The sequence below is a fragment of the Budvicia aquatica DSM 5075 = ATCC 35567 genome, assembly GCF_000427805.1.
Lineage (GTDB): Bacteria > Pseudomonadota > Gammaproteobacteria > Enterobacterales > Enterobacteriaceae > Budvicia > Budvicia aquatica.
Genome location: NZ_KE386585.1, coordinates 14,811 through 40,221, shown reverse-complemented (window position 1 = coordinate 40,221; position 25,411 = coordinate 14,811). Strand labels below are relative to the sequence as shown.

The window sequence follows — 25,411 nt, the reverse complement described above, 5'->3', positions numbered from 1 at the left end:
CGCGGGTTTTTTAATTCAATAATAAGTATTGAGAATAGGTTATTGCTGTTATTAATATCGGCGGGTCCATCGTCTGCCAGATACGATCATAAAAAAGCCCGCAGTTTTTAGCTGCAGGCTTTTAGATAGGGCTAATCAACTGAGCGCGATTAGAACGTATAGTTCAGGTTAACGCCATATAACCAAGCTTTACCCTTAGACTCAAAGGAATATACCGGACTGTTCGGCGCGTTATTCAGCTTCTCTTCAATTTTCACTTTCTGACCGTGCATATAGGAAACACCTACGTCGACCGATGCATCAGGCGTAAAGTTATACGTCGTTCCTGCGCTGAGCCACAAACGGTCCTGATCCGGGATAGAGATCGAACGATTGTTAGCGGGCACCGCACTGTCATCAAAAGCAATACCGGCGCGGTAGGTCCAGGTTTCATTATGATAGTAGGTGGTACCTAGCGACATACGGTAAGCATCGCGGAAGCCTTCATGCTTATAGAATAGGGTATTACCATCAGAGTCGGTGCCTTTCAGCTCTTGAAACTGGCTCCAACTGGTGTAGCTCAATCCGTAATGCATGGCCCATTTCGGTGCCACTTTGTGATAGCCGGACAGCTCCCAAATTTCAGGTAGGTTTAATGTCAGGTTACCGCTAACCGTTTTACCATCGGTGCCCCATGGCATGCCGGTGATTGACTGCATACCGTTATATTTTGATGGCAGGCTGCTACGGTAATCACCCTTAAAGTCGATATCCACTTTAGAGCGATAGCTAAGCCCGACGCGATTGTCTTTGTCTATTTCATACATCAGGCCTGCGTTCCAGCCATAACCCCACTCATCACCTTTCATATGGGCGACTTCAGTGTTATTTGGTAAGCCGTTTTTGTTTTCGCCTGCATGACGGATGATTTTAGCTTTAGCGTACACAGCGTTAAGGCCGGCTCCGATACTGAAAAAGTCATTAATGCGATAAGCCGCGCTCGCATTGAGGTTTCCGGTTACCAGCTCGGTTGTTCCTGCCAGCGGTCCGGCAACGTAGTTATCACCAAACTCAGTAGATAAACCAAAGTTAGAGGTAATGGAGGTTCCTACTGCCCAACGATCGTTCAGCGGGTAGATGAAATGTAGGTTAGGGACCCACTCATTGGGCGTGATATCGCTAACCGACATGTCACTGCCGGACGGCGATGTGCCCGTTACTTCAACCGTCGGGCGAACATAGATTGCACCACCGGAGAAAGTAGGGCGATCGAACATGGTCATGGATGCAGGATTACGGTTTCCTGAAGACGCATTATCGGCGATCACACCTTCGCCGGAGAATGCACGGCCTAAACCTGACGCTGATGATTCATTGATCTGAAAACCGGAGGCATAAAGATTTGAAGACAGGGTTGCAACTACAATGGCCACTGCTGACTTTATTAAAATATTTTTATGGGGCATACCAAAATCTCAAATTAACGACATAAATTATTACGGATTGTAATAATCAAGGCGGCATTGTAGGTAGGATGTCAGCGATGACAGATTAGACCAGTTGATTGAAATTATGGGGATTGTGTGGTTTTGACGATAAATAATAGATGCAAATACAATAGTCCTTAGTGTTTTATTCGGCACAAAAAACCGTGATTTAAAATAGATCAATTAAAAATATTTATAATTCATCTGATTAGATAGATTTATAGCCATTGGTTTATTAGGGTCTAAGTCATATGTGCGGCAATGAAACACAAAGTCCATGCGAAAATCGGGCAGGAAGAGTAGTATAAGGCAGATTAATTATTTTTGAGCTAGATCTCATAAAGCGCTTTCAATAGAGCGACCATTGGCTCGTTTTATTCCACAGGAGAAGAGAGATATGTCTGATTCGTTAAAATGTAATGCACAAGAAACGGCGGCTTGCTGTTGCGTAGACGTTGGTACCGTGATGGATAACACCGACTGTACCGCCTCTTATCAGCACGTTTTTGCTAACCGTGGTGAAGCTGAATTAATGCTGAAGACGTTGACTGAAAAAGCCCGTGCGACAGAGTCTGAGCCTTGTCAGATTGACAGTACTTTTAAAGACGTGGACGGTGGCGTTGAGTTAACTATCGATTTCACCTTCTGCTGCCAGGCCGAAACGATGATTTTCCAGTTGGGTCTGCGTTAATTATTTCGAATACCCTAGTTAGCATCCAGAGGCTGCGTTAGTTATTTCAAATACCCTAATTATCATCCTCGTCATCCCCGCGAAAGCGGGGATCCAGCCTTTAGGCCGAGAGTTAGCTTGTTAACTAAAATCTGGATGATTCGCTGCGCTCACCCTGTGGGCCATTCACGAGGGGAAGATGGCTATTGAGGATAGTTACAGGGTATTAGGAATGCTTAACTGGCAAACATTCCGTTGATTCTCCGGCATTTTTAACATGATAAGAGGGCGCAGATAATGCAAGTACTGATTATGCGACATGGCGAGGCCAGTTTTCATGCTGAGAGCGATGCTGCGCGTAATTTAACCAATAGGGGCCGAGAACAAACGGCTCAGATGGCGGTTTGGTTAAGGACTAAAGTTTCGCGTATCGATCGGGTTTTGGTGAGTCCTTATATTCGGGCTCAGCAAACGCTGGACGTGTTTAAAGCTGAGTTTCCACTGCCTGCCACCTCTGATATTGATGTTTTATCTGAACTGACCCCCGGCGGCGATCCGGAACAGACTATTGAATATTTGATAGCGCTGGCTGAGGACGGGGTTGATTCCGTTCTGATTGTTTCGCATTTACCGTTAGTGGGCTATCTGGTTGCCGATCTCTGCCCGGGCGTTTACCCTCCGATGTTTAGTACATCGGCCGTTGCCTGTGTTTCGATTGATACGGGTGAAGGGCGCGGGAAACTTGAGTGGCAGCAAACCGCGGGTTCAGTTAGCTGAGATTAAGAAATGATAAAAAAAGCGGGCAATAATTTTATTGTCCGCTTTTTTGTTGGCTATTCCAGACCGAGCCGGTGGCTCACGCTGTCTTTGATATGTTCCACTAATTCAGGGTCCATATACTGATAGTCATCAGGAATATCTAATACATGAATCGTTTTGTGTTCAACCACGCGATGAAATTCGGCCACGATACGATTCTTATGTTTTTGTTCCATGGTAAATATCACGTCGGCCCATTGGAGCAGGTCAATCGAGATTGGCTTTTTAGCGTTACGACTGGTTCCCGCCGATTTAACCGATAAACCGGGATAGTTACGCCAAACCTGCTCTGCCGTGGGGCTACGCCACTGGTTACGACTGCAAACAAAAAGAATGTTCATCGGCTAATTAAATTTCATCCATGGCCTTCAGGGCTATCTGCGCATTAGTGACTCGCGGGTAATCAATACCTAATTGAGCCGCGCGGGCCAGCTTCTCAGAACGGATATAGAGCATTTTCCAGTTTTTCTCTCTGGGAAACTCACGCTTTCCTGAGCCGTTGCCTCTGTTTTTATTACGTTTATTTTGTGCGAGCCGCCAGGCTCTGCTACGGGAGTCGTTCATTTTTATGCCTCAAATGTGAAATCGTGGTTCAGCAGCCGCGATAATACAGAGAGGGACAATAGGCAAAACGTGCCGTTGTCGGGCGGGATTATACAAAATTAAATAGCAGGTTGGAACTACTCGTCCAGCTCGATTAGCGCCAGAATAGACGCATCACCGCCAAATTCTTTAGGCGCCTGATGGAAGGCGATAATATCAGGATGTTGGGCCAGCCACAGCGGCGTTTGTTTCTTTAATATATGTTTGCCGTGTCCATGCATCACGCAGGCACAATGAATATGCTCACGCCGACAGGCTGCAATCAGTGCGCCCAGTTCCTGTTTTGCTTCTAACTGAGTCAAACCATGCAGGTCGAGAAACAGCTCCGGTGAATAATCACCACGCCTTAATTTTTTTAGCTCATAGGGATCTACGCCGGAACGGATATAACGAACCGGACCATCATGACTAAGCAGTGGCTGAAACTCATCAGAAAAATAAAAGCTGGCGTCAATTTGTTCTTGTAGCAAACGTTCAGGAGATTGGTTGAACTTTTTAGGCTTAGAACGATGAACAATCTTGTCTTGTAAAATAGGTTTAGCTCCCCGTACAGACTCTCTGAACAGGGTAAAATCATCGTCAGTTAACGCAAATTTCTTTTTGGCCACGGGATAAAAACTAAGTGATTAATGTAAAAGATAGCGTTAGTGTAACGTTAACCCGTCATACTTCAAGCTGTAGATGCGTTGGCTGCATGCGTTCACCCGAATCACTTACTTGAGTAAGCTCATCGGGACTCACTTACTTGCCGCCTTTCTACAACTTGAATTATTTTGGGTTATATATTTGTCATACTTCAAGCTGTAGATACGTTGGCTGCGCGCGTTCACCCGAATCACTTACTTGAGTAAGCTAATGGGGACTCACTTACTTGCCGCCTTCCCACAACTTGAATTATTTTGGGTTATATATTTGTCATACTTCAAGCTGTAGATGCGTTGGCTGCACGCGTTCACCCGAATCACTTACTTGAGTAAGCTCATCGGGACTCACTCACTTGCCGCCGCCTTCCCACAACTTGGGGTTATATATTTGTCATACTTCAAGCTGTAGATGCGTTGGCTGCGCGCGTTCACCCGAATCACTTACTTGACGTAGATGCATAAGCTACGTTCTGTTAGCGGGCAGAGCCATTTCAATTGATTGTGTGAATATAACATAAGAATAACCGGTGATTGAGGCTGATTTGTCGCTCGCTTCATGGCAAACTATATCGCTATTTCCAAGGTGCATTCCCCCCCGGAGGGTTAGTTGGACAAGATTTCTGTTGATGAAGTTGTGAATGATATGCATACCATTCAGGATATGCTGCGCTGGTCCGTTAGCCGTTTTAATGCGGAAAATATTTATTACGGTCATGGAACCGATAATCCATGGGATGAAGCCGTTCAGTTAGTGCTCCCCACCTTATTTCTTCCGCTGGATATTCCGCCGGAAATGTATCTCGCTCGTTTGACCGTGAGTGAACGTCATCGCATCGTTGAGCGGGTTATCCGCCGGGTTAATGAACGCCTCCCGGTTGCCTATCTGACCAACAAGGCCTGGTTTGCCGGTCACGAATTTTTTGTTGATGAGCGCGTGCTTGTTCCCCGCTCACCGATTGGTGAACTGATCAACAACCGTTTTGATGCATTATTGCCTCAGGAACCTCAGGCTATTTTGGATATGTGTACCGGCAGCGGCTGTATTGCCATCGCCTGTGCTTACGCTTTTCCAGAAGCCGAAGTTGATGCCGTCGATATTTCTATTGATGCATTAGCCGTTGCTGAGCAAAACATTGAAGCCCATCGTCTTGAGCACCAGGTTACGCCGATTCGCTCTGATTTATTCCGTGATATGCCACCGGTTAAATATGACTTAATCGTCACTAATCCACCTTATGTGGACGCTGAAGATATGTCCGATTTGCCAAAAGAGTTCCGCTTCGAGCCTGAGCTTGGCCTAGCCGCAGGTAGCGATGGTCTTAAACTGGCCCGCAGAATTCTGGCCTGTGCGCCTGATTACCTCAACGAAGACGGCGTGCTGATTTGCGAAGTGGGTAACAGCATGGTGCATCTGATGGATGAATATCCTGATATTCCGTTTACCTGGATTGAGTTTGAATTCGGCGGCAACGGGGTATTTATGCTAACGCGGCAGCAGTTATTAGATTGCAGCGAGCATTTCAGAATTTATCGTGATTAATCTTTCTGTGGCAGCCAGTTTGTTGCAACAGGCACTTTTACCGGGCTCTTTGAATGCTCATTTCTGTATGAATAACGGCTAAGGAGCTGTGATGGCAGGGAACAGTATTGGACAATTATTTCGTGTAACCACCTTTGGTGAATCTCACGGGGTTGCTCTTGGATGTATCGTTGACGGCGTTCCTCCGGGTATTCCTCTGAGTGAAGCGGATCTACAGCATGATTTAGATCGCCGCCGCCCGGGAACCTCTCGCTATACTACCCAGCGCCGGGAGCCCGACAGCGTACGTATTTTATCGGGCGTTTTTGACGGGGTGACAACCGGTACCAGCATTGGTTTATTGATTGAAAATACTGACCAGCGTTCTCAGGACTACGGTGAAATCAAAGATCTGTTTCGCCCGGGTCATGCTGACTATACCTATGAGCAAAAATACGGCCTGCGCGATTATCGCGGCGGTGGTCGCTCTTCAGCCCGTGAAACGGCGATGCGCGTCGCGGCAGGGGCGATTGCTAAAAAATATCTACATCTGCAGTTTGGCATTCAGATTCGTGGTTATATGTCCCAAATGGGCGATATTAGCTGCGAGCTTAAAGACTGGGAGCAAGTTGAACAAAACCCTTTCTTCTGCCCGGATGTTGATCGTTTGGAACAGCTCGATGAATTAATGCGTGAATTGAGAAAAGCCGGTGATTCAGTGGGAGCTAAAGTCACTGTAGTGGCTGATGCTGTTCCTGTCGGATTAGGTGAGCCAGTTTTTGACCGCCTTGATGCAGATTTAGCCCACGCTCTGATGAGTATCAATGCGGTAAAAGGCGTTGAGATTGGCGATGGTTTTGGCGTGGTCAATAAGCGCGGTAGCGAAAATCGTGATGAGATCCGCCAAGACGGCTTCCAGAGTAATCATGCCGGCGGCATTCTGGGGGGGATCAGCAGCGGGCAGCCTATTATTGCCAATATTGCGCTTAAGCCGACGTCGAGCATCACGATTCCCGGCCGTACCATTACGAAGCAAGGCGAAGAGGTCGATATGATTACCAAAGGGCGCCATGACCCTTGCGTTGGTATTCGTGCGGTTCCCATTGCTGAAGCAATGATGGCGATTGTTTTGATGGACCATTTATTACGTCATCGTGCCCAGTGCTATGACGTAAAATCAGACGTTCCACGCTGGTAATAAGGATATTTTTAAATGAAACATTGGCTTCTTGCTGCCGCTTTTATGATGTCTGCGTCAGCAACAGCGGCAACGCCGTGGCAGCAGGTTAAAGAACCGGTTGCCGGTACCGCCCAGTCGATTGGCGGGTTTTCTAACGGCTGTATCATTGGTGCTCAGGCATTGCCGCTTGAGCGCGATGGTTATCAGGTGATGCGTTCTCAGCAGCTTCGCTATTTTGGTCACCCGGATCTGCTGGCTTTTATCAAACGCTTGACGACCCAAACCAGTTCTAACGGCTTAGGCACGGTGATGATTGGTGATATGGGCATGCCTGCCGGCGGGCGATTTGCTACCGGCCATGCCAGCCATCAGAGCGGTCTTGATGTTGATATCTGGTTACAGCTACCCAGTTCACGCTGGAGTGCAACCCAGTTGAAGAACCCAAGAGCTATCGATTTGGTCGCCGGTAACGGGAAGGCGGTAGTAGAAAGTATCTGGCAGCCGCAGGTAGGGCAATTGATTAAGCTGGCCGCTCAGGACAGTGAAGTGACCCGGATCTTTGTTCACCCGGCGATTAAACAAAAGCTTTGTGATACCGCAGGCACTGACCGCACTTGGCTACGTAAGGTTCGTCCTTGGTTCGGACACCGTGCTCATATGCACGTGCGTCTACGTTGCCCGGCATCCAGCCTGGAGTGTGAAGAACAGGCTGCTATCCCGGCCGGTGACGGCTGTGGTGCCGAACTGGCCAGTTGGCTGGAAGCACCGAAAAAGTTACCTAATGCTAAGCCAAAAGATCCTGTGATACCTGAACCGCCGGCGTCTTGTAAGGCTTTATTAGCCAATCATTTTAAGGCTAAATAATTCATGGAATGGTTTCCGATCGGCGTTGAGATCTATGTCATCTTGTTTTTTGTCGCAATGCTGGCCGGTTTTATCGATTCCATTGCCGGCGGCGGCGGGTTAATTGGCCTGCCGGCGCTGTTAGCCGTGGGCCTGCCTCCTGCTCAGGCTTTAGCAACCAACAAGCTCCAATCGGTGGGCGGATCGTTTTCCGCCAGCCTGTATTTTATCCGCCAGAAAGCCGTTGATTTAAAAGATCAGCGCTGGACTATTCTCTGTACTTTTATTGGTGCGATGATTGGCGCCATTCTTATTCAGCGCTTAGAGGCGGAGTTACTACGTTCGGTACTGCCGGTACTGGTGATTGCCATTGGCTTGTACTTTTTGTTCAGCCCTAAAATTGGTGAAGTAGAAAGGCAAAAGCGTTTATCCGCATGGCCTTTTGCGCTAATAGCCGGAATGGGCATTGGCTTTTATGACGGATTCTTTGGGCCCGGTGCCGGCTCATTCTTTGCGTTAGCTTACGTGACGCTGTGTGGCTTTAACCTGACCAAATCAACGGCGCATGCCAAAGTGCTTAACTTCACTTCTAACTTTGCTTCCCTGCTATTTTTTATTCTTGGCGGTAAAGTTATCTGGAGTATCGGGCTGGTGATGTTATGCGGGCAGGTTATCGGTGCCAGAACGGGGGCTAAGATGGTATTAACCCGCGGACAGAAACTGATTCGACCTATGCTGATTACGGTGTCATTCGTCATGAGCAGCAAATTAATTTATGATAATCACGGTGACCAAATTCACCAGTGGTTTTCAGGCTTCTTTTAATCCATGTTTATAAAATCAGAGTTAATTTAATTGACCAGACAACATAATCCACAGGACCTTATCGATCTGTTTGAGCACACTTTTGGTGCTGAGTATCAGACTAAACTTGTTAACGACGGTGATGAGCCCATTTATTTACCCGCCGATGAAACGACCCCGTATAACCGTATTATTTTTGCCCATGGTTACTATGCCAGCGCGTTCCATGAGATTTCTCATTGGTGTATTGCCGGTGCTGAACGCCGTAAGTTAGTTGATTTCGGCTATTGGTATTGCCCTGACGGACGTAGCGCAGAAAAGCAGGCTGAATTTGAAGTGGTTGAAATTAAACCTCAGGCATTTGACTGGCTGTTCAGCGTGGCTTCAGGTTTTCCATTTAATGTGAGCTGCGATAATCTGAACGGTGATTTAGAGTTAGATCGCGTTGCTTTCCAGCGTAAGGTTCATGCGCAGGTGGCTGATTATTTAACTAACGGCTTACCTGAACGCCCGGCCCGGTTTATTCAGGCACTACAGGATTTTTATAAGACAAAGCCATTGAGCATTGAAGATTTCCCTTATTCGGAGTATCCGGAATAACTGTTTACCGATACTGTTATTGACCGTTAATACCCCTTTAAAGCCGACCTGATTGAGGATTGTGAATGATCGCAGAATATGAAAGCCGCATTTTGGCGTTAATTGATAATAATGTTGAACACGCCAATGATGATGAACTGTTTGCCGGTGGGTATTTACGCGGTCATATCACTTTAGCGGCTGCTCAGGCTGAAGAGCAGGGCAGTCAAGATTTGGCATCTTATGCTCAACTGATTGAAGCCAGCCTTGATAAGGCGATAAAAGCCGGTGAGCTCTCTCCTCCGGATCAGGTTTTAGTCTTCGGGCTATGGAATAAGTTACATCAGCAGGTTCAGTAGCCTTTTTTGAATTATTCGCTTCAGTTTCTGTCCATTGGTTATCGTCATTCGGTAAAATACTGGCTGACGATAACCAAGCCACGCCATTAATTCACCGGCCTTCCGCGTAGTAATCTTCTGATCCAAATCCTGTTCGGACTTAATGCCGCCAGAATATCCGCCGATAGCGGCAGAGGCTCATCGAATATCTGACCGGCCAGCGTTTCAGCCAGCAGTGGTGCGGTGCACAGGCCGCGAGACCCTAAGCCTGCTATAATATAGAGTTCAGGCCAAATCGGGGCATTGCCTAACGGCTGCTGATTTCTGATTTTAGCGTCTAACCCGTGATAAACCTCTAGTAGATGAGGGTAATCAGGTACTGCCCCAATCATCGGAAAGTGATCTCTGATGCTACTGCGTACGCTGACTCTGGCAAGTTTGCCGCTGATATCGAGCTCTTTGGGCCAAGGGGTGTTCGGCAGGCAATTTATCAACCGATTCAGGTTATCTTGCTGCTCGGCCTGTTTATATTCAGTATCTCTCTCTTCCCGACAATAGCTGGCACCCAGACAGTGAAACTGTTGCTGACTATCCGCAGGGGTGATGTAGCCGTCATAGCAAATAACCTGTTTTAACCGGGTAGATAAGGATGAGGCGGGAACCTGTGTGACTTGCCCTCGTACCGGTGATAACGGCAGTTTTTCGGTCTGTAAAAAATCAATAGCATTATGCCCGTTAGCCAGCACCACCGTCGGGTGAAAAGCTGAATGACCCTGCTCAAAATCGAGCTGCCAGCCGGATGTCGTTGGTGTCAACTGAGTGAGCTGGTGTTGATAATGAATCACTAAGCCTTGTGATTGAGCCTGCTTAATCACCTTCTCGGTTAACTGGCTTGGCGACAACCAACCGCCCATCGGGTAGTGAATTCCTTCGCACCCGGTAGGTAAGCCACAGGCCTGTTCCAGCCGTTGCTGTGACTGATGGTGAACAATTTTAGGGTTGTTCACTAATGTCACTATTTCGGCGTTTTTATGACTGTTTTTAGCGTTATAACCCAACTGACTGACGCCGCACCATTGATGATCAAAGGTGATGTGATGGTCTAATAAGCTGTCATAGGTTCTGCGGGCAAAGGTAAATGCTTGCATGAAAAACTGGCTTAGCAGCGGCTCTTCCGCACTTAACAAGGGATAGAGCACGCCCTGAGCGTTGCCCGATGCGGACTGGGCCGGTAATGAGTCCGCACAGTAAAGCGTTACTTTGGCGCCCCGGCGCAGCAAAGAAAGGGCAAGCATGGCTGATGAAATACCGCCGCCAATAATCGCAATATCAGAAAGGTCTTTGGCGGCTGGCCTTGCAAACCACGGCGAGGCAGAGGGCTCCGGTTCGGCACTCTCTGCAGGTAATATGCCGGTTAACATATTTCGCTTATGACCAAATCCTTTTATTTTTGATACTTCAAAACCAGCCTCCTGTAACCCGCGACGCACAAAACCGGCGGCGGTAAAGGTTGCAAAAGTGCCGTTTACAGCGGCCAGCTTTGCCATATGTCGGAACAATAACGGGGTCCACATATCCGGATTTTTTGACGGTGCAAATCCGTCCAGAAACCAGGCATCAACTTTACGATTGATGGTTGAATCAAGGGCGGGTAATAACAGATTGACATCACCGAACCATAAATCCAACGTCACCGTTTCATTATCCAGCAGGAGGCGTTGGCAACCGGGTAGGGCTAACGGCCACTGTTGCTGCAACTGGGCACTGAGTTGTTGAAATTCTGGCCACGAGTGATGCACGTTGCTCAGGTCTTCACGCTTTAACGGGAATTTTTCAAAGCTGATAAAGTGCAGCCGTTGTAACTTAGCCTGAGGATACTGCTGTCTGAACTGGCGAAAGGCATGCCATAGCGTCAAAAAGTTTAAGCCGGTGCCAAATCCGGTCTCGGCGATTGTAAAGTTATCCCGTTGGTGACAAACAAATCTGGCGGGTATTTGATTACCATTCAGGAACACATAACGGGTTTCTTCCAGCCCATTTTGGTTAGAGAAGTAAACATCATCAAACTCTCGGGAAACAGGTGTACCCTGTTCGTTCCAGTCGAGTAAGGCATTTTCAATGTGTGTGTCATTCACGATAAAAGACCGACTGTTCAGGTGCTGACGTAATATTAAAGGTGGAAGCCTGATGTGGCAATTAACATCTCTTGTTGCAATATATTTTGCTGATCGGACTTGTTCAGCTTACAAGTGTAAGCTAATCTGTAAGCGAAATCCCGCCAAGCAATAAAATGTAGAAAGAGGTATTAAATGAAACGTGCAGTCATCACCGGTCTAGGTGTTATTTCGAGTATCGGTAACAATAAGCAGGAAGTCTTAGAATCTTTACAGATCGGGCGTTCCGGCATTACCCATTCCTCGGAACTGCAAGAAGCAGGCATGCGTAGCCATGTCTGGGGAAATATCAAACTGGATACAGATGGATTGATCGATCGCAAAATTGTTCGTTTCATGAGCGATGCATCAATCTATGCTTACCTTTCTATGCAAGAAGCGATTGCAGATTCCGGCTTAACTGACGAACAGGTATCTAATATTCGTAGCGGGCTGGTCGTCGGTTCTGGCGGCGGTTCTCCGCGTAGCCAAGTTGTAGGTGCTGACGCCATGCGTTCACCACGTGGTGTACGTGCAGTAGGTCCATATATGGTCACTAAAGCTATGGCATCTGGCGTATCAGCCTGCCTGGCGACTCCGTTTAAAATTAAAGGCGTGAACTATTCAATTAGTTCGGCCTGTGCTACTTCCGCACACTGTATCGGCCATGCGGTTGAACTGATTCAACTGGGTAAACAAGATGTTGTTTTTGCCGGCGGTGGCGAAGAGCTATGCTGGGAACTGTCTTGTGAATTTGATGCCATGGGTGCACTTTCAACTCAATATAACGACACGCCAGAAAAAGCGTCCCGTACTTATGACTCTGCCCGTGATGGTTTTGTTATCTCCGGCGGTGGCGGTATCGTTGTTGTGGAAGAGCTGGAACATGCATTAGCGCGTGGCGCACATATCTATGCTGAAATCGTTGGCTACGGCGCAACTTCCGATGGTGCAGATATGGTTGCTCCGTCAGGTGAAGGCGCAGTACGCTGTATGCAGATGGCAATGGACGGTGTTGATACTCCGATTGACTACCTGAACGTACACGGTACATCTACTCCGGTAGGTGATGTCAAAGAACTGGGTGCTATTCGCGAAGTCTTCGGCGATAACACACCGGCAATTTCTTCGACTAAAGCGATGACCGGTCATGCATTGGGTGCCGCCGGCGTACACGAAGCGATTTATTCATTATTGATGGTTGAGCATGGCTTTATCGCCCCTAGCATCAACATCGATAATTTAGATGAAAAAGCGGCGGGTATGAATATCGTGACTGAGCCGACTAAACGTGAATTAACCACCGTTATGTCAAACAGCTTTGGTTTTGGTGGCACAAACGCAACCTTAGTGATGCGTAAATACCAGAAGTAAGCTTATCGGGTGCTGATTGCCCGCGATAACCGATTAAGAAAATGCCGCTGATAATCATTCAGCGGCATTTTTTATTCTCTGTAGGGGGTAAAATATGCCGATGTATTCGGGTATCATAACGGCATCTTCATTATATTTTGTCTTACAGGAATAATAACTCTCTGGCTTATTTAACCTTAAGTGTGGCCAGCGAAGGTATAAAAATCTATGTCGTTAAAAGAGAATAAATCATCTATTGTGCTGCCAATCGTGCTGCTTTTAATCGCTATGTTGTCGATTCAAAGCGGTGCTTCGCTGGCAAAAAGCCTGTTTCCATTGATTGGTGCTCAGGGGATGACGGCCCTGCGCTTAGGGCTGGGTACGATTATTCTGATGATTTTTTTGCGACCATGGCGTAAGCATAAAACACGGGTTCCCGCAGCGGGAGCAAGGTGGTGGTTGCTGGCCTATGGCCTGTCTCTCGGTGGCATGAACCTGCTGTTTTATATGTCACTAAGAACGGTGCCGCTGGGAATTGCCGTTGCCCTTGAATTTATCGGGCCATTAGCCGTGGCGATGTTTTCATCACGTCGGATCGTCGATTTCCTGTGGATCGGTCTGGTGATTATCGGACTGGCGCTTTTATTACCGCTCAATCAGTCAGTCGATGGCGTTGATCCGGTTGGCGCTTGTTATGCCTTAGGTGCCGGGGTTTTCTGGGCGCTGTATATTATTTTTGGCCAGAAGGCCGGTGCTAACTATGGCACCCGTTCGGTAGCATTGGGGGCGTTGGTAGCAACCGCGGTTGCTTTCCCGATAGGCGTGGCATACGCCGGGGCCAGCATGTTCTCTTTGGCTATTCTGCCGGTGGCTATTGGGGTGGCAATTTTATCGACGGCACTGCCTTATTCACTGGAAATGGTTGCGTTAACCCGCTTACCGGCCAAAACGTTTGGCACACTGACCAGCCTGGAACCTGCTATGGGGGCACTATCCGGGCTGATATTTCTCAATGAAACATTATCCTTTATGCAGTGGGCCGGACTGGCAGCAGTGATTATTGCCTCTATGGGGGCATCAATGACGATTAAGCCGAAGGGGAAGTTAGAGTCAGTCGCAGCCGGTGAGGGCAACGCCGCTTAAGTGCTTTTGCACCTTCTGCACCTTTTACATATTGCGGCGGCGTTTTAATCACAGAGCTTTTAGGGCAGAAACAGCGTGGTGATAACGTCACGCTGTCAGAGATTGTCTAGCATTTCCCGATACTGAGTCACATCACCAATATTGGTTTTAACCCAATCAGCGTTGTAATAAGTGTCCAGATAGCGCTCCCCGCTGTCGCACAGTAGCGTCACAATTGAACCCGTTTCGCCACGGTCACGCATGCGTTTTGCTAACTGTAGAGCACCCCATACGTTGGTTCCGGTTGATGCGCCTGTTTTACGGCCAAGAATAGTTTCCAGCCACTGGATGGTCGCAATGCTGGCGGCATCAGGTACGCGAATCATTTCATCAATAACTTTGGGAATAAATGACGGCTCTACGCGCGGGCGGCCGATGCCTTCAATACGGCTACCGCAGTGTCCGGTTTGTGTTTTATCGCCAGAGTGGTAATAGTCATAGAATACTGAGTTTTCAGGATCAACCACCACCAGTTCAGTATCATAGCCCTGATAGCGAATATAGCGGCCCAGCGTGGCCGATGTGCCGCCGGTTCCCGCACTCATCACAATATAATTAGGCGTCGGGGTTGGCTCACGTTCCATTTGGCGGAAAATACTGTCTGCAATATTGTTGTTGCCGCGCCAGTCGGTAGCCCGCTCTGCATAGGTGAACTGATCCATATAGTGGCCATTAAGTTCTTTAGCCAACTGTTCTGATGCCTGATAGATTTGGGCCGCATGATCAACAAAGTGGCAGCGGCCACCGTAAAATTCAATTTGCTCCACTTTGCGCTTGGCGGTACAGCTTGGCATCACGGCGACAAAGGGTAATCCGAGCAGGCGGGCAAAATAAGCCTCAGAAACAGCGGTACTCCCTGAAGATGATTCTATAATAGTGGTATCTTTTTGAATCCAACCGTTCGACAGGCCGTATAAAAACAGTGAACGGGCCAGGCGGTGTTTTAAGCTACCGGTCGGGTGTGTGCTTTCATCTTTGAGATAAAGATAAATACCGGGAAACTGTGGCAGACAAACGCGAATTAAGTGAGTGTCGGCCGAACGTTGGAAGTCGGCTTCAATTTCACTGATAGCTTGTTTTACCCAATGACGTGACATAATTTTTTCCCATAGCGGTATGACATTCAGTGTTAATAGATTACCGACTATTAGAGAAAAAGTTATTGCTATTTTTGTTGCTGAATCGCTAAATAGGAGAAATATTTTCTCCCTGGTGTTCATATGCTAGATAAAACTGACCGTAAATTGCTGAGTTTGTTACAACAGGACTGCACGTTGTCCCTTCAGGCACTGGCTGATGAAGTCAATTTAACCTCAACGCCCTGCTGGAAACGGCTAAAAAAGCTGGAAGATGACGGCTATATTCGCAATAAGGTTGCGTTACTGGATGCGGAAAAGTTAGGGTTGGATCTGACGGCATTTGTACTGATTAAAACTCAGTGTCACAGCAGTGAGTGGTATCAGGTTTTTGTAAATCAGGTCAGTGAAATGCCGGAGGTTATGGCATTCTATCGTATGGCCGGGGAGTATGACTATCTGATGCGTGTTCAGGTCACCGATATGAAAAGCTTCGATAGTTTTTATAAACGGCTGGTGAACGGCGTGGCAGGTTTAAGCGATGTCACATCCAGCTTTTCTATGGAAGAAATTAAGTTCACAACCTGTTTACCGATCCCGGAATGACTTTCAGTCTAAATGAGAAATAATTTCATTTAGACCTGACGAAAATGATATTCTACGGATAAGATTTAACGTCAATTTTAATAAAGTATGGTGATTTTTTTGCCATAACTATCGGATTAATAATGTGAAATTGTTTTCTCAACTGCGCTGGTTCTTTAAATTACAGTGGAAACGCTATTTAGGTGCAGTAACACTGCTGGTTGCGATCGCTATGTTGCAGCTGCTTCCGCCTAAATTGGTCGGAACTATTGTTGATGGCATCACCCGCGAGCAGATGAGCGGGCGAACATTGTTAATGTGGGTCGGCCTGATTATTGCCACCGCGCTGACTATTTACCTGCTGCGCTATGTATGGCGAATCTTACTGTTTGGCGCGTCCTACATGTTAGCGGTAAAGCTGAGAGAAAATTTCTACCATCAATTGAGCCGACAGCACCCCAATTTCTATTTACGTCACCGTACCGGCGATCTGATTGCCAGAGCAACCAATGACGTTGACCGGGTGGTGTTTGCCGCCGGTGAAGGCGTTCTGACGCTGGTCGATTCGTTGGTGATGGGATGTGCGGTGTTTATCATTATGAGCATTCAGATTAGCTGGGAGCTCACGCTGTTTTCACTGTTACCCATGCCGATTATGGCCATCTTCATTAAGCGATTTGGCGAACAGCTGCATAACCGCTTTAAAACGGCCCAGGCGGCATTTTCCTCACTAAACGATCGCACTCAGGAAAGCTTAACCAGTATTCGAATGATCAAGGCTTTTGGGCTGGAGCGCTATCAGTCTCGCCTGTTTGCCGAAGTCGCTAAAGATGCCGGCAGCAAGAATATGTTAGTGGCTCGCGTGGACGCCCGCTTTGATCCGACCATCTATCTGACCATTGCCTGTGCCAATATGCTGGCCGTTGGTGGCGGAAGCTGGATGGTAGTCAATAACCAACTGACGCTAGGCCAACTGACCAGCTTTGTAATGTATTTAGGCTTAATGATCTGGCCGATGCTGGCACTGGCGTGGATGTTTAATATCGTCGAACGCGGTAGCGCGGCCTATAGCCGGATTTCGAGTTTATTAACGGAACAACCGGAAGTGGCCGACGGCGATCTCTCTGTTCCTGCCGGGCGCGGAGTGCTGGAATTTAATATTGGTCAGTTTACTTATCCGCAGGCAGAGTCCCCGACCTTAGAAAATATTCAGGCCAGGTTGGCTCCGGGGCAAACCTTGGGGCTGTGTGGCCCGACGGGATCGGGTAAAAGTACCTTACTGGCCTTGGTTCAGCGTCAGTTTGATGTGACTGACGGTGATATTTGTTTCCATTCACTGCCCATTCGACAGCTAAAACTGGATGAATGGCGTGCCCGTTTGTCAGTGGTTAGCCAGACGCCATTCCTGTTTTCTGCCAGCATTGCTGAGAACATCTCACTGGGTAAACCGGACGCGACTCAGGATGATATTGAGCGGGTGGCGGCTTTGGCCTGCGTTCATGAAGATATTCTTAATTTGGCTCAGGGATATCAAACCGAGGTCGGAGAGCGGGGCGTTATGTTATCCGGCGGGCAAAAACAGCGGATTTCAATTGCCAGAGCGCTATTACTAGACTGTGAAATTTTAGTTCTGGATGATGCTCTGTCGGCCGTTGACGGGCAGACCGAATATCAAATTTTACAGAATCTTCGCAGCTGGGGAGAAGGGCGTACGCTAATCATCAGTGCTCACCGGCTTTCCGGCCTGCTGAATGCCAACGAAATTCTGGTATTACAGGACGGGCGCATAGCCCAGCGAGGCTCACATGCGCAGTTGTCAGAGCAGTCGGGATGGTATCGCAATATGTATCGTTATCAGCAACTGGAAGCGGCTTTAGATGAGTGACATGAATCCTAAAACACCCCAAAAATTCCAGCAGCTGTGGCCAACGTTAAAACGACTGCTGACCTATGGATTACCCTACCGCAAGCCGTTAACCATTGCGGCGTTATTACTATGGCTAGCGGCAGCAGCCGAAGTCTGTGGCCCGGTTATTATCAGTTATTTTATTGATACCATGGTGGCTAAAAATACCATGCCGATGGAGAAAGTTATCGGGCTGGGGGTCGTCTTTTTATTGCTTCAGATACTGGCAGCAACCTTACGTTATAACCAGGCATTACTGTTTAACAGTGCCGCGGTTGGCGTTGTACAGACTATTCGTAGCGACGTTATGGATGCCGCGCTTAAACAGCCGATCTCAGTCTTTGATACTCAGCCGGTAGGGCAACTAATATCAAAAGTAACCAATGATACCGAGGTGATTAAAGATCTGTACGTTACGGTGGTAGCCACCGTATTACGCAGTGCTGCACTGGTAAGCGCCATGCTGATAGCCATGTTTAGCCTTAACTGGCGTATGGCATTGATCGCAATTACTATTTTCCCGGTTGTTGCCGTTTTGATGACCATCTATCAGCGTATCAGCACGCCGATTATTCGCCAGGTGCGTAGTTTACTGGCCGATATCAATAACGGATTTAATGAAGCAATCAGCGGTATGTCGGTGTTACAGCAGTTCCGCCAACAGGCTCGGTTTGGTCAGCGCCTGAGTGCGACAAACCTGGCTCACTACCATATGCGGATAAAAACGCTGCGTCTGGAAAGTCTGCTACTCCGGCCGTTATTGAGTTTGATCTCTGCTCTTATTCTGAGCGGGCTGTTGGTGTTATTTGGCTTTAGTCCGCAAGGTTCAATTGGCGTGGGCGTGCTGTATGCCTTTATTAATTATCTCTCCAGGCTGAATGAGCCGTTAATCGAACTGACATCGCAACAGTCGATGATGCAACAGGCGGTGGTTGCCGGTGAGCGTATTTTTGAACTGATGGACGGTGTCCAACAAGAATACGGCGCAGATACTCGACCCCTGTCATCCGGTAAAATTGATATTTGTGACGTCAGCTTTTCATATAACCGTTCAAAGCCGGTTCTGCAGGATATCAATTTGTCGATTCCTTCCCGCAGCTTTGTGGCATTGGTTGGTCATACCGGTAGCGGAAAAAGTACCTTGGCGAATTTATTGATGGGATATTATCCCCTTAGTCGCGGTGAGATTTATTTAGATGACCGGCCATTAAATTCCCTCAGTCACGAAACTCTACGTTCCGGTATTGCTATGGTCCAGCAGGATCCGGTGGTTCTGGCTGATACCGTTTATGCCAACGTTGCCTTAGGGCGGGATATCAGCGATCAACGGGTGACTGAAGCCTTGAGAATTTCTCAGTTGGATACGCTGGTTAATTTAATGCCAAAGGGAATGGAGAGTATTCTGGGTGAGCAAGGAAATAACCTATCCGTTGGTCAGAAACAGTTACTGGCGTTAGCCAGAGTATTGGTACAAACGCCTGAAATTCTGATTTTGGATGAGGCAACTGCCAATATCGATTCGGGTACTGAGCAGGCAATCCATCGCGCACTCAGCGCAATTCGTCATAAAACTACCTTAGTGGTGATCGCTCACCGACTGTCGACAATTGTCGATGCTGACCAGATCGTAGTGCTTAACCGTGGCCAGATTGTTGAGAGGGGAACTCATCAACAGCTGCTGGCAGCCAAAGGCCGATATTATCAGATGCATCAGTTACAGCTGGCTGCTACAGAGTTGGAGTACCAGTCGTAGCCGACTGCCTGTCAAATATCAAAAACTGATTCTGTGGCTAACGCTTGGTCCGCTGGTGGCGATAATCCTTAAGCGGACCAAGATAGTTGCTGGCTGGTTAAGGTGTAAACCCTATCAAGACCGATCCCGGTTGTTGACTTAATGAAGAACCGGCATCGGTTTAGGATCTTTTCCATTACCAATATCGATATCAAACTGGGCAAAATTCATCTCAATTCCCGGCCAGTTGATCGCGTTTTCATTGCCCGGCTGGCCGGGGTTAAGGCCATTTAGCGGATGATTAAGATAATTTTGGCGATTTCCCAGCAGGAATTTATCTCGGGTATGATAACCGACGCCGTAGCTGTTAAAATCTAAGTCGGTGTAAAACATAAACTCTTTTCCGGTTGAAATTGAATAGACGTTGTCAGCCCGATGAGTCACATTTCGACCATAGATTTGATAAATCTCCAGGCCACCCCAGGTATAGAGCTTGTTATCATTGGTAATAGCAGCACTGCCAACGTATCGGGCATGAAGGGTGCGAACGTTATGCATGATAACAATAGGCTCTTCAACCTCAAGATTGGTATAAGGCGTTGTAATGGCCGGCGGGTAGGTATAACCCTGGCCCAGATGGACGTGGGCTCCCCAGCCAATTACCGTGCCATCTTCCAGCAGGGCTTCACCCCAGCCGTCACCCCCACCGATATACACGATTTGATCTGCGTACTTATCTAACCCGGTAATACGACGCGGAGAGCGTGATAGCCCGTTATAGTCTTGAGTAGGGTAGCGACATTGTGAAAACTTACCGTTGATATCGGTCTGGCCAGAAACGTTAGTTTGCGTAAAACCTAAGCCGCATCCTTCATTATCACCAAACCCCCAAACGGAATACTTGCCTTTATTATCGACGGTGATGGCAAAAGTCCCTTCATAGGCGCTGCCAATAAGAGTTACTCTTTCGCCATCAAGGTTGATTTGCTCAGGTACCCAACGAGAGCGGCGATTGGTCGGATCGCCGCATTGGCTATACAGGCATTGGCCCATAAACCACAAGGTTCCGTCTTTTTTCAACAACGTAGTGACATATTCACCGCTAGAGATATCTGCAACGTTACTTAATACCTTACATGGCGTTGGGTTGGGGTTACGGTTCTGGCCTTTACATACTGCGGAACCGGCTTCGCCGTACAAATCCTGCCCCCACGCCCATGCGTCGCCGTTGCTGTCCAGCGTAATCAGATTGGCATAACCGCCGGCATACTTAATATTTTTAACCTGATTGAGCGGATCGTTAGGGGGAATCATCACTTTTTGAGGTGGCTGGCTGTCGGTAACATTGGTAACACCGTTACCCTGTTGCCCGGTGCCACGAAATCCCCACATCCAGATCCCGCCATCGTGGTCCATACCGATACCGGTCATATCCAACGTTGTTTGGTGATTCATCAGAATGCCTTTGCCGGACGAGGTCTGGCTATATTCAGGACTTAAATAACTGATTTTTTGTTTGTCACTAAAGCCCAGTTTAGTTAACGGCAGAAAAACCTGAGTATCAATTTGAGCGGCAGCCAACTGCTGATAGTGGGTTTTACCTGAGTTCTGTTGGGTAATTTCGATTTTAATCGCGCTGATAAGGGTTTCATCATCGGGAAACGAGTGGGCAAGACTGGCATCCAGTACCTTTTTACTTTGGTATTCACTGGTGTAGCTATGTGTGCCGGTACTGACCAGACTTTCGGTGACAATATCAGCCAGGCGAGCCTGTTTAGCCAACAGATTGCTGCTGTCGATGGATAAGGAGAGAAAAGCCACCAGTAGCGGTAATAACAGGGCATACATAATGGAAAATGACCCTGTGGAACTTCGGGTTAATGCTATGATTTTTTTAATTATACTGCAGAGGAACACAATAATATTCCTTATTATTTATGTTAAAAAAACACTCTGACAAAAGATTTGCCAGAGTGTTTGAAAGGATTATTTTTCTGGCGTTGGCTTAGGATCTCCACCGCCGGTATTGAGATTAAACTTACCGAAATCCATTTTGATTCCCGGCCAGTTTATGGTGTAGATATTGCCCGGATTGCCGGGCCTTGAACCGTTGAGCGGGTGGCTGTGGTAGGCTGTTTCAGAACCGAGTAAAAATTTATCGTGGATGAAATAGCCCACGCCGTAGCTTTCATCATTCATATCGGTATAAAACATAAATTCTTTACCGGTAGACATAGATTTAACGTTATCAGCCCGGTGGGTTACATATCGACCATAAACTTGATAGAGTTCGATACCCCCCCATGTATACAGCTTATTGTCATTAGTGAGAGCAGCGCTGCCTATATAGCGTGCCTGCAGCTCTCTGACATTTTTCATGATGACAATAGGCTCATCGACATCAAGGTTGGTTGCGGGTTCATGGGGGGCATCACCATAGGTCCAGCCCTGACCTAAGTGGGCATGGGTTCCCCAACCGATAACCGTACCATCTTTGAGTAACGCTTCAGACCAACCGTTGCCGCCGGCAATATAGACGATATCCTTGGCATACTTCTCAAGGCGTGGGATCTTGTAAGGGGTTTTGGTTCTACCTCTATAATCTTGCCAAAAGTAATGGCACTGCGATTGGGTACCGTTTTTAGCCGTTTCCATCGGAATAAGTGAGCCGCCTCCCGCATGAGATTGGGCGGTACCGAGGCCACAGCCTTCGTTATCTCCCCATCCCCATACGCTGTACACCCCGTCTTTATTTTTGGTAACCGCCAGGCTACCTTCGTAGGCACTGCCGATCAGAACAACAGTTTCCTTTTCTATTTGGCCATCATTCTTATTTCTGGAAGTCAGACTCACTTCGGTTGGTCTCAGGACATAGGTAGGGTTGCTGCCATTGCCGCACTGGGCATACCGACATTCTCCCATATACCATAGGGTACCGTCTTTCCTGAGCATAAGCGTCGCATACTCGCCCATGGTGATATCAGCAACGCCGCTAAAGGCTTTACACGGCGTTGGGTTATAGGTCACCCTGCTGCCATTGCAAACGGCAGAGCCGAGTTCACCGTAGAGATCTTGGCCCCATCCCCAAACGTCACCGTTTTCATCGAGGGCTAATATACTGGCGTAACCGCCGGCATATTTAATATTTTTAACTTGATTATTCGGCTGACCCGGAGGAATTTGTACCCGAGTAGGGGCTACGTTATCACCTACAGAAACGGTCCCATTTCCCTGCTGGCCGGTTCTACGCCAACCCCACACCCAAATGCCACCGTCTTCATCCATACCGACGCCGGTCATATCCAATGACGTTTGATGCGTCATTTTAATGCCCAGATTATGCGAGGTTTGGTTGTATTTAGGACTGACATAGGCCACCTCTTCAAAATCCTTAAAGCCAGATTTAGTCAGCGGAAGAAAGGTTCGGACTTTAATAATAGCGGCTGCAATTTGTTTATAAGTCACCGTGTTGCCGGACGAACGCTGTATATCAATTTTGACCGTTTTTTTAGTTACCTGATCCTGAGGGAAGTGATATTTCAGACTGGACCCTAACGTTTGGTTACTCCGGGTTTCATCGCTGTAGCTGTGGGTACTATTGCTAACCAAACTTTCAGTCACTACGTCTGATAGCCGAGCCTGTTTAGATAATAGATTACTACCATCGATAGTCAGCGCCAGTAGTAGGGCCAAAACCGGAAGTAGCAGGGCATACATAATAGCGAATGCTCCGCTGTCATTTTTAATAAATGCTCTGAAGAGCTTTATTATTCTGATGTCGGACATAATTCTGCTTCCTTATTGCCGGTGACCGCATAATCCCGTGTTTGCGGAGTATTCTTTGGCCGGTGAGATCGCTCGCCGGCCAACTTGTTATAAGTTAGGTAAAACGGAGCCCTTAGCGAGGCATGACCACGTTGGAGATAGTTATGCTTGCCGGCATATTAATCATTTGCCCTACAAAACGAGAAAAGCCGCTGAAGTCATCTCGTTCAACGCAGACAGTGACCCGATAAACAGGCACCCAGCCCCAGGATGAACGTTCACTCCAAAAGGTCATGTTTTTCAGCTCAGGTGTATTTTTAAGCGTATTACCGGCAGCTTTGCATGAGCTAACGGAGCTAAATAATGTGGAATAGGACACGCTCATAGTGTCATCGATAGTGGCGCTGTTTTTATTGGCGTTATCGAAATAGAGCGTTTCAATTTGAATGGCGACATTTTTTCCCGGAAAGGTATCCCCCAATAGCCTTTTAGCTACATCGGCCATATCCTCAACGTCTTGGCGGGTAAGCAGATTTTGACTGTTGTACAGATATGTTCTTTCCCGAACAATAGAGGCTATAGAGTGGGCGACTCGTTCAACTTTTCCTTTATTCAAGATCAGTTTACTTAGGTCAAAAACGAAAAAGATCAGCATTATCATGCAGACAAAAACGCCGGCGGCTTCAAGAGTCACGGCACCACTGTCGCTTTTTAAGGTGTTGATTCCCTTCTTAAACATGTCCGTGTCCATCCTCATTGAACTAATTCGTATTGCTGAACATAAATAACTTCACGCTTTAACATGCTGTTATTGAAGTTATTCATCAGGAGTAATTTAGCCAAAACGGGGCTGTAGGCATATTGAATGCTATAAATAGCTAATACAGAGCCAGAAGGTGACTGCGTTGAGCTGCAGGTGTCATCAATCAGTTGTTGAACGTCCAGACAATACTTGACGGGTTTTATCTCAATATCATCATCGTTGCCAAGAAATGGCCAGAGTCGACTATTTTCAGCCAAGCTCTTTTTAAATACCGCGGTGTAATTCACTGCGGCATTGCTGTCAAAGGAGGCTGCTCTGCCTGACTGCGCAACGGCGAGATCCAGCGCCGCTGAAATAAAAATGACGCGGCACAGTTCGATAAAGAAGAACAGGATGATAAGAAAAGAGGTAATGAAAAAAGTAAACTCAAGGGTTGTCGCCCCGGATTCATTATTGAAAGAAGAACCCAGCTTTATTAACCGATTGAAACGTCCTGTGTTGGTACTCATTGAATGTCCCTAATAGCCTGTTTTATTATTATATTTATAATGTTATGAGTTATTTTCCTCATCAATAAAGTTATCGCTTATGAGGATTTTCTTAAGCGTTAGAACTCACCAGATGAAGTTTATTTTATGCTGATAATCACATCTTAAAACAAGTATCTAAAATAATTCTTTAGTTTTGAAATGAAGTCAACACGCATTTGTTGGTTATTTGTTATTCTATTTTTGGTCAGTTAACAATAAGGATTGATAGATTTTGGGTAATATAACTTCAATATCAATATGGTTTCAATATCTATTTTTAAACATTATTTGACTATTAATCACAACCGTTATCGGTTTTAAATAAAATGATATTTTTTTCATGGTGTTGCGTGCTGTCGCTATAAATATATATATTTTGTTATGAATTTTTTATTTTTTTGATTGACCGTTATCGATGAGCCTATACAATGTTTTTTGTTTGTTATGTATTAACTTTTTTTCTCTGATTATTAATTATCATTTATTTTTTTGTATTGGTTTTTTGTGTTTTTTTGTCACCATTTTCAATGAGTTGACATTTTTTTTGTACCTGTAATATTTTATTGTTAGTACCTTTCCGTCCATTGTAATGTGTTGTCTTTGGATATTGATTTATGTAAAGTGGTGCGGATTTATGCTAAAAATTTAATGTAATATAGTTTTTCGCTATGATATTTAAAGAGATTGATCGATTTTATCTATTATTCTCTAATAAAATAAAACGAACAAGATTGTGATGATTTAATAAATTATTTTAATGATTTTAAGTAGTTGTGAATCAGTTATCAATTTAGTGTTCTTATCATGTCTCTATTGGTGTAAATAACTCTTTCATATAGTCATTGAAATAAACGTCAGATAAAGATATCAATGCATTATTTATATCGTTATGTTTTTTTTA

The 25,411-nt window shown here is 46.7% G+C and carries 23 protein-coding genes; 13 read left to right on the top strand and 10 right to left on the bottom strand.

Features of this window, described 5'->3' with window-relative positions:
- Nucleotides 1-149: 149 nt before the first annotated feature.
- A complete protein-coding gene (fadL, locus tag YWE_RS0122230) occupies nt 150-1,445 on the bottom strand; it encodes a long-chain fatty acid transporter FadL (protein ID WP_029096440.1) in 1,296 nt (431 codons plus the stop codon).
- A 418-nt stretch (nt 1,446-1,863) separates the two neighbouring features.
- Here fadL and YWE_RS0122225 point away from each other — a divergent pair, with 418 nt between their 5' ends.
- A complete protein-coding gene (locus YWE_RS0122225) occupies nt 1,864-2,157 on the top strand; it encodes a YfcZ/YiiS family protein (RefSeq protein ID WP_029096439.1) in 294 nt (97 codons plus the stop codon).
- 276 nt (nt 2,158-2,433) lie between these two features.
- Nucleotides 2,434-2,913, top strand: a complete 480-nt coding sequence (gene sixA / locus YWE_RS0122220; RefSeq protein WP_029096438.1) for a phosphohistidine phosphatase SixA — start codon at nt 2,434-2,436, stop codon at nt 2,911-2,913.
- A gap of 56 nt (nt 2,914-2,969) precedes the next feature.
- On the opposite strand, the gene YWE_RS0122215 is transcribed toward sixA, so the two are convergent.
- The 3 genes from YWE_RS0122215 to smrB form a co-directional block, all read right to left on the bottom strand.
- Nucleotides 2,970-3,296 carry a low molecular weight protein tyrosine phosphatase family protein gene (locus tag YWE_RS0122215; RefSeq protein WP_029096437.1) on the bottom strand — a complete coding sequence of 109 codons (327 nt, stop codon included), beginning with the start codon at nt 3,294-3,296 and terminating at the stop codon, nt 2,970-2,972.
- Nucleotides 3,297-3,303: 7 nt separating this feature from the next.
- Nucleotides 3,304-3,519, bottom strand: coding sequence for a hypothetical protein (locus YWE_RS0122210; protein WP_029096436.1), 216 nt, complete (start codon nt 3,517-3,519; stop codon nt 3,304-3,306).
- A 116-nt stretch (nt 3,520-3,635) separates the two neighbouring features.
- The gene (gene smrB, locus YWE_RS0122205; RefSeq protein WP_029096435.1) at nt 3,636-4,166 is read right to left on the bottom strand and encodes an endonuclease SmrB; all 531 of its coding nucleotides are present in this window, start codon (nt 4,164-4,166) and stop codon (nt 3,636-3,638) included.
- A gap of 643 nt (nt 4,167-4,809) precedes the next feature.
- Between smrB and prmB the strand changes: the two genes are divergently transcribed.
- The 6 genes from prmB to YWE_RS0122175 all read left to right on the top strand — a co-directional run bounded on the left by prmB (nt 4,810) and on the right by YWE_RS0122175 (nt 9,486).
- Entirely contained in the window at nt 4,810-5,742 is a 933-nt protein-coding gene (gene prmB / locus YWE_RS0122200; protein ID WP_029096434.1) for a 50S ribosomal protein L3 N(5)-glutamine methyltransferase, read from the top strand.
- 91 nt (nt 5,743-5,833) lie between these two features.
- Nucleotides 5,834-6,919, top strand: a complete 1,086-nt coding sequence (gene aroC / locus YWE_RS0122195; protein ID WP_029096433.1) for a chorismate synthase — start codon at nt 5,834-5,836, stop codon at nt 6,917-6,919.
- A gap of 15 nt (nt 6,920-6,934) precedes the next feature.
- Complete coding sequence (gene mepA / locus YWE_RS0122190) at nt 6,935-7,765, top strand: penicillin-insensitive murein endopeptidase (RefSeq protein ID WP_029096432.1); 831 nt, start codon at nt 6,935-6,937, stop codon at nt 7,763-7,765.
- Nucleotides 7,766-7,768: 3 nt separating this feature from the next.
- Nucleotides 7,769-8,569 carry a sulfite exporter TauE/SafE family protein gene (locus YWE_RS0122185; protein ID WP_029096431.1) on the top strand — a complete coding sequence of 267 codons (801 nt, stop codon included), beginning with the start codon at nt 7,769-7,771 and terminating at the stop codon, nt 8,567-8,569.
- A gap of 30 nt (nt 8,570-8,599) precedes the next feature.
- On the top strand, nt 8,600-9,148 hold the full coding sequence (locus YWE_RS0122180; protein WP_029096430.1) for an elongation factor P hydroxylase: 549 nt from the start codon (nt 8,600-8,602) through the stop codon (nt 9,146-9,148).
- Nucleotides 9,149-9,213: 65 nt separating this feature from the next.
- Nucleotides 9,214-9,486 (top strand): YfcL family protein, encoded by a 273-nt coding sequence (locus YWE_RS0122175; RefSeq protein ID WP_029096429.1) that lies wholly within the window; start codon nt 9,214-9,216, stop codon nt 9,484-9,486.
- Between the two features lie 86 nt (nt 9,487-9,572).
- Here YWE_RS0122175 and mnmC read toward each other — a convergent pair whose 3' ends face one another.
- Entirely contained in the window at nt 9,573-11,600 is a 2,028-nt protein-coding gene (gene mnmC, locus YWE_RS0122170; protein WP_029096428.1) for a bifunctional tRNA (5-methylaminomethyl-2-thiouridine)(34)-methyltransferase MnmC2/FAD-dependent 5-carboxymethylaminomethyl-2-thiouridine(34) oxidoreductase MnmC1, read from the bottom strand.
- A 174-nt stretch (nt 11,601-11,774) separates the two neighbouring features.
- Between mnmC and fabB the strand changes: the two genes are divergently transcribed.
- Nucleotides 11,775-12,992: a beta-ketoacyl-ACP synthase I gene (gene fabB, locus YWE_RS0122165; RefSeq protein WP_029096427.1), complete on the top strand. Its 1,218-nt coding sequence runs from the start codon at nt 11,775-11,777 to the stop codon at nt 12,990-12,992.
- A 207-nt stretch (nt 12,993-13,199) separates the two neighbouring features.
- Nucleotides 13,200-14,114, top strand: a complete 915-nt coding sequence (gene rhtA / locus YWE_RS0122160) for a threonine/homoserine exporter RhtA (protein WP_029096426.1) — start codon at nt 13,200-13,202, stop codon at nt 14,112-14,114.
- Nucleotides 14,115-14,209: 95 nt separating this feature from the next.
- Here the strand turns inward: rhtA and YWE_RS0122155 are convergent, their stop codons facing one another.
- A complete protein-coding gene (locus YWE_RS0122155) occupies nt 14,210-15,250 on the bottom strand; it encodes a PLP-dependent cysteine synthase family protein (RefSeq protein WP_029096425.1) in 1,041 nt (346 codons plus the stop codon).
- 123 nt (nt 15,251-15,373) lie between these two features.
- Between YWE_RS0122155 and YWE_RS0122150 the strand changes: the two genes are divergently transcribed.
- The 3 genes from YWE_RS0122150 to YWE_RS0122140 all read left to right on the top strand — a co-directional run bounded on the left by YWE_RS0122150 (nt 15,374) and on the right by YWE_RS0122140 (nt 19,473).
- The gene (locus YWE_RS0122150) at nt 15,374-15,835 is read left to right on the top strand and encodes an Lrp/AsnC family transcriptional regulator (protein ID WP_029096424.1); all 462 of its coding nucleotides are present in this window, start codon (nt 15,374-15,376) and stop codon (nt 15,833-15,835) included.
- A 124-nt stretch (nt 15,836-15,959) separates the two neighbouring features.
- Nucleotides 15,960-17,699 (top strand): SmdA family multidrug ABC transporter permease/ATP-binding protein, encoded by a 1,740-nt coding sequence (locus YWE_RS0122145; RefSeq protein WP_029096423.1) that lies wholly within the window; start codon nt 15,960-15,962, stop codon nt 17,697-17,699.
- Between the two features lies 1 nt (nt 17,700).
- Nucleotides 17,701-19,473, top strand: coding sequence for a SmdB family multidrug efflux ABC transporter permease/ATP-binding protein (locus tag YWE_RS0122140; RefSeq protein WP_029096422.1), 1,773 nt, complete (start codon nt 17,701-17,703; stop codon nt 19,471-19,473).
- A gap of 138 nt (nt 19,474-19,611) precedes the next feature.
- Here the strand turns inward: YWE_RS0122140 and YWE_RS0122135 are convergent, their stop codons facing one another.
- The 4 genes from YWE_RS0122135 to YWE_RS0122120 all read right to left on the bottom strand — a co-directional run bounded on the left by YWE_RS0122135 (nt 19,612) and on the right by YWE_RS0122120 (nt 24,489).
- A complete protein-coding gene (locus YWE_RS0122135; protein WP_029096421.1) occupies nt 19,612-21,300 on the bottom strand; it encodes an RCC1 domain-containing protein in 1,689 nt (562 codons plus the stop codon).
- A 138-nt stretch (nt 21,301-21,438) separates the two neighbouring features.
- A complete protein-coding gene (locus YWE_RS0122130) occupies nt 21,439-23,238 on the bottom strand; it encodes an RCC1 domain-containing protein (protein ID WP_029096420.1) in 1,800 nt (599 codons plus the stop codon).
- 112 nt (nt 23,239-23,350) lie between these two features.
- The gene (gene tadF, locus YWE_RS29245) at nt 23,351-23,956 is read right to left on the bottom strand and encodes a tight adherence pilus pseudopilin TadF (RefSeq protein WP_051323521.1); all 606 of its coding nucleotides are present in this window, start codon (nt 23,954-23,956) and stop codon (nt 23,351-23,353) included.
- Nucleotides 23,957-23,970: 14 nt separating this feature from the next.
- Nucleotides 23,971-24,489, bottom strand: coding sequence for a TadE/TadG family type IV pilus assembly protein (locus YWE_RS0122120; RefSeq protein ID WP_029096419.1), 519 nt, complete (start codon nt 24,487-24,489; stop codon nt 23,971-23,973).
- Between the last annotated feature and the right edge of the window lie 922 nt (nt 24,490-25,411).

Excerpts from the sequence above, each read along its gene's own strand:
- YWE_RS0122225 (WP_029096439.1), top strand. The coding sequence starts at position 1,864 with ATGTCTGATTCGTTAAAATGTAATGCACAAGAAACGGCGGCTTGCTGT.
- YWE_RS0122130 (WP_029096420.1), bottom strand. The coding sequence starts at position 23,238 with ATGTCCGACATCAGAATAATAAAGCTCTTCAGAGCATTTATTAAAAAT.
- sixA (WP_029096438.1), top strand. The coding sequence starts at position 2,434 with ATGCAAGTACTGATTATGCGACATGGCGAGGCCAGTTTTCATGCTGAG.
- YWE_RS0122175 (WP_029096429.1), top strand. The coding sequence starts at position 9,214 with ATGATCGCAGAATATGAAAGCCGCATTTTGGCGTTAATTGATAATAAT.
- YWE_RS0122185 (WP_029096431.1), top strand. The coding sequence starts at position 7,769 with ATGGAATGGTTTCCGATCGGCGTTGAGATCTATGTCATCTTGTTTTTT.
- YWE_RS0122135 (WP_029096421.1), bottom strand. The coding sequence starts at position 21,300 with ATGTATGCCCTGTTATTACCGCTACTGGTGGCTTTTCTCTCCTTATCC.
- YWE_RS0122140 (WP_029096422.1), top strand. The coding sequence starts at position 17,701 with ATGAATCCTAAAACACCCCAAAAATTCCAGCAGCTGTGGCCAACGTTA.
- fabB (WP_029096427.1), top strand. The coding sequence starts at position 11,775 with ATGAAACGTGCAGTCATCACCGGTCTAGGTGTTATTTCGAGTATCGGT.
- YWE_RS0122215 (WP_029096437.1), bottom strand. The coding sequence starts at position 3,296 with ATGAACATTCTTTTTGTTTGCAGTCGTAACCAGTGGCGTAGCCCCACG.
- mepA (WP_029096432.1), top strand. The coding sequence starts at position 6,935 with ATGAAACATTGGCTTCTTGCTGCCGCTTTTATGATGTCTGCGTCAGCA.
- tadF (WP_051323521.1), bottom strand. The coding sequence starts at position 23,956 with ATGTTTAAGAAGGGAATCAACACCTTAAAAAGCGACAGTGGTGCCGTG.
- YWE_RS0122210 (WP_029096436.1), bottom strand. The coding sequence starts at position 3,519 with ATGAACGACTCCCGTAGCAGAGCCTGGCGGCTCGCACAAAATAAACGT.
- YWE_RS0122120 (WP_029096419.1), bottom strand. The coding sequence starts at position 24,489 with ATGAGTACCAACACAGGACGTTTCAATCGGTTAATAAAGCTGGGTTCT.
- YWE_RS0122155 (WP_029096425.1), bottom strand. The coding sequence starts at position 15,250 with ATGTCACGTCATTGGGTAAAACAAGCTATCAGTGAAATTGAAGCCGAC.
- aroC (WP_029096433.1), top strand. The coding sequence starts at position 5,834 with ATGGCAGGGAACAGTATTGGACAATTATTTCGTGTAACCACCTTTGGT.
- rhtA (WP_029096426.1), top strand. The coding sequence starts at position 13,200 with ATGTCGTTAAAAGAGAATAAATCATCTATTGTGCTGCCAATCGTGCTG.
- fadL (WP_029096440.1), bottom strand. The coding sequence starts at position 1,445 with ATGCCCCATAAAAATATTTTAATAAAGTCAGCAGTGGCCATTGTAGTT.
- YWE_RS0122150 (WP_029096424.1), top strand. The coding sequence starts at position 15,374 with ATGCTAGATAAAACTGACCGTAAATTGCTGAGTTTGTTACAACAGGAC.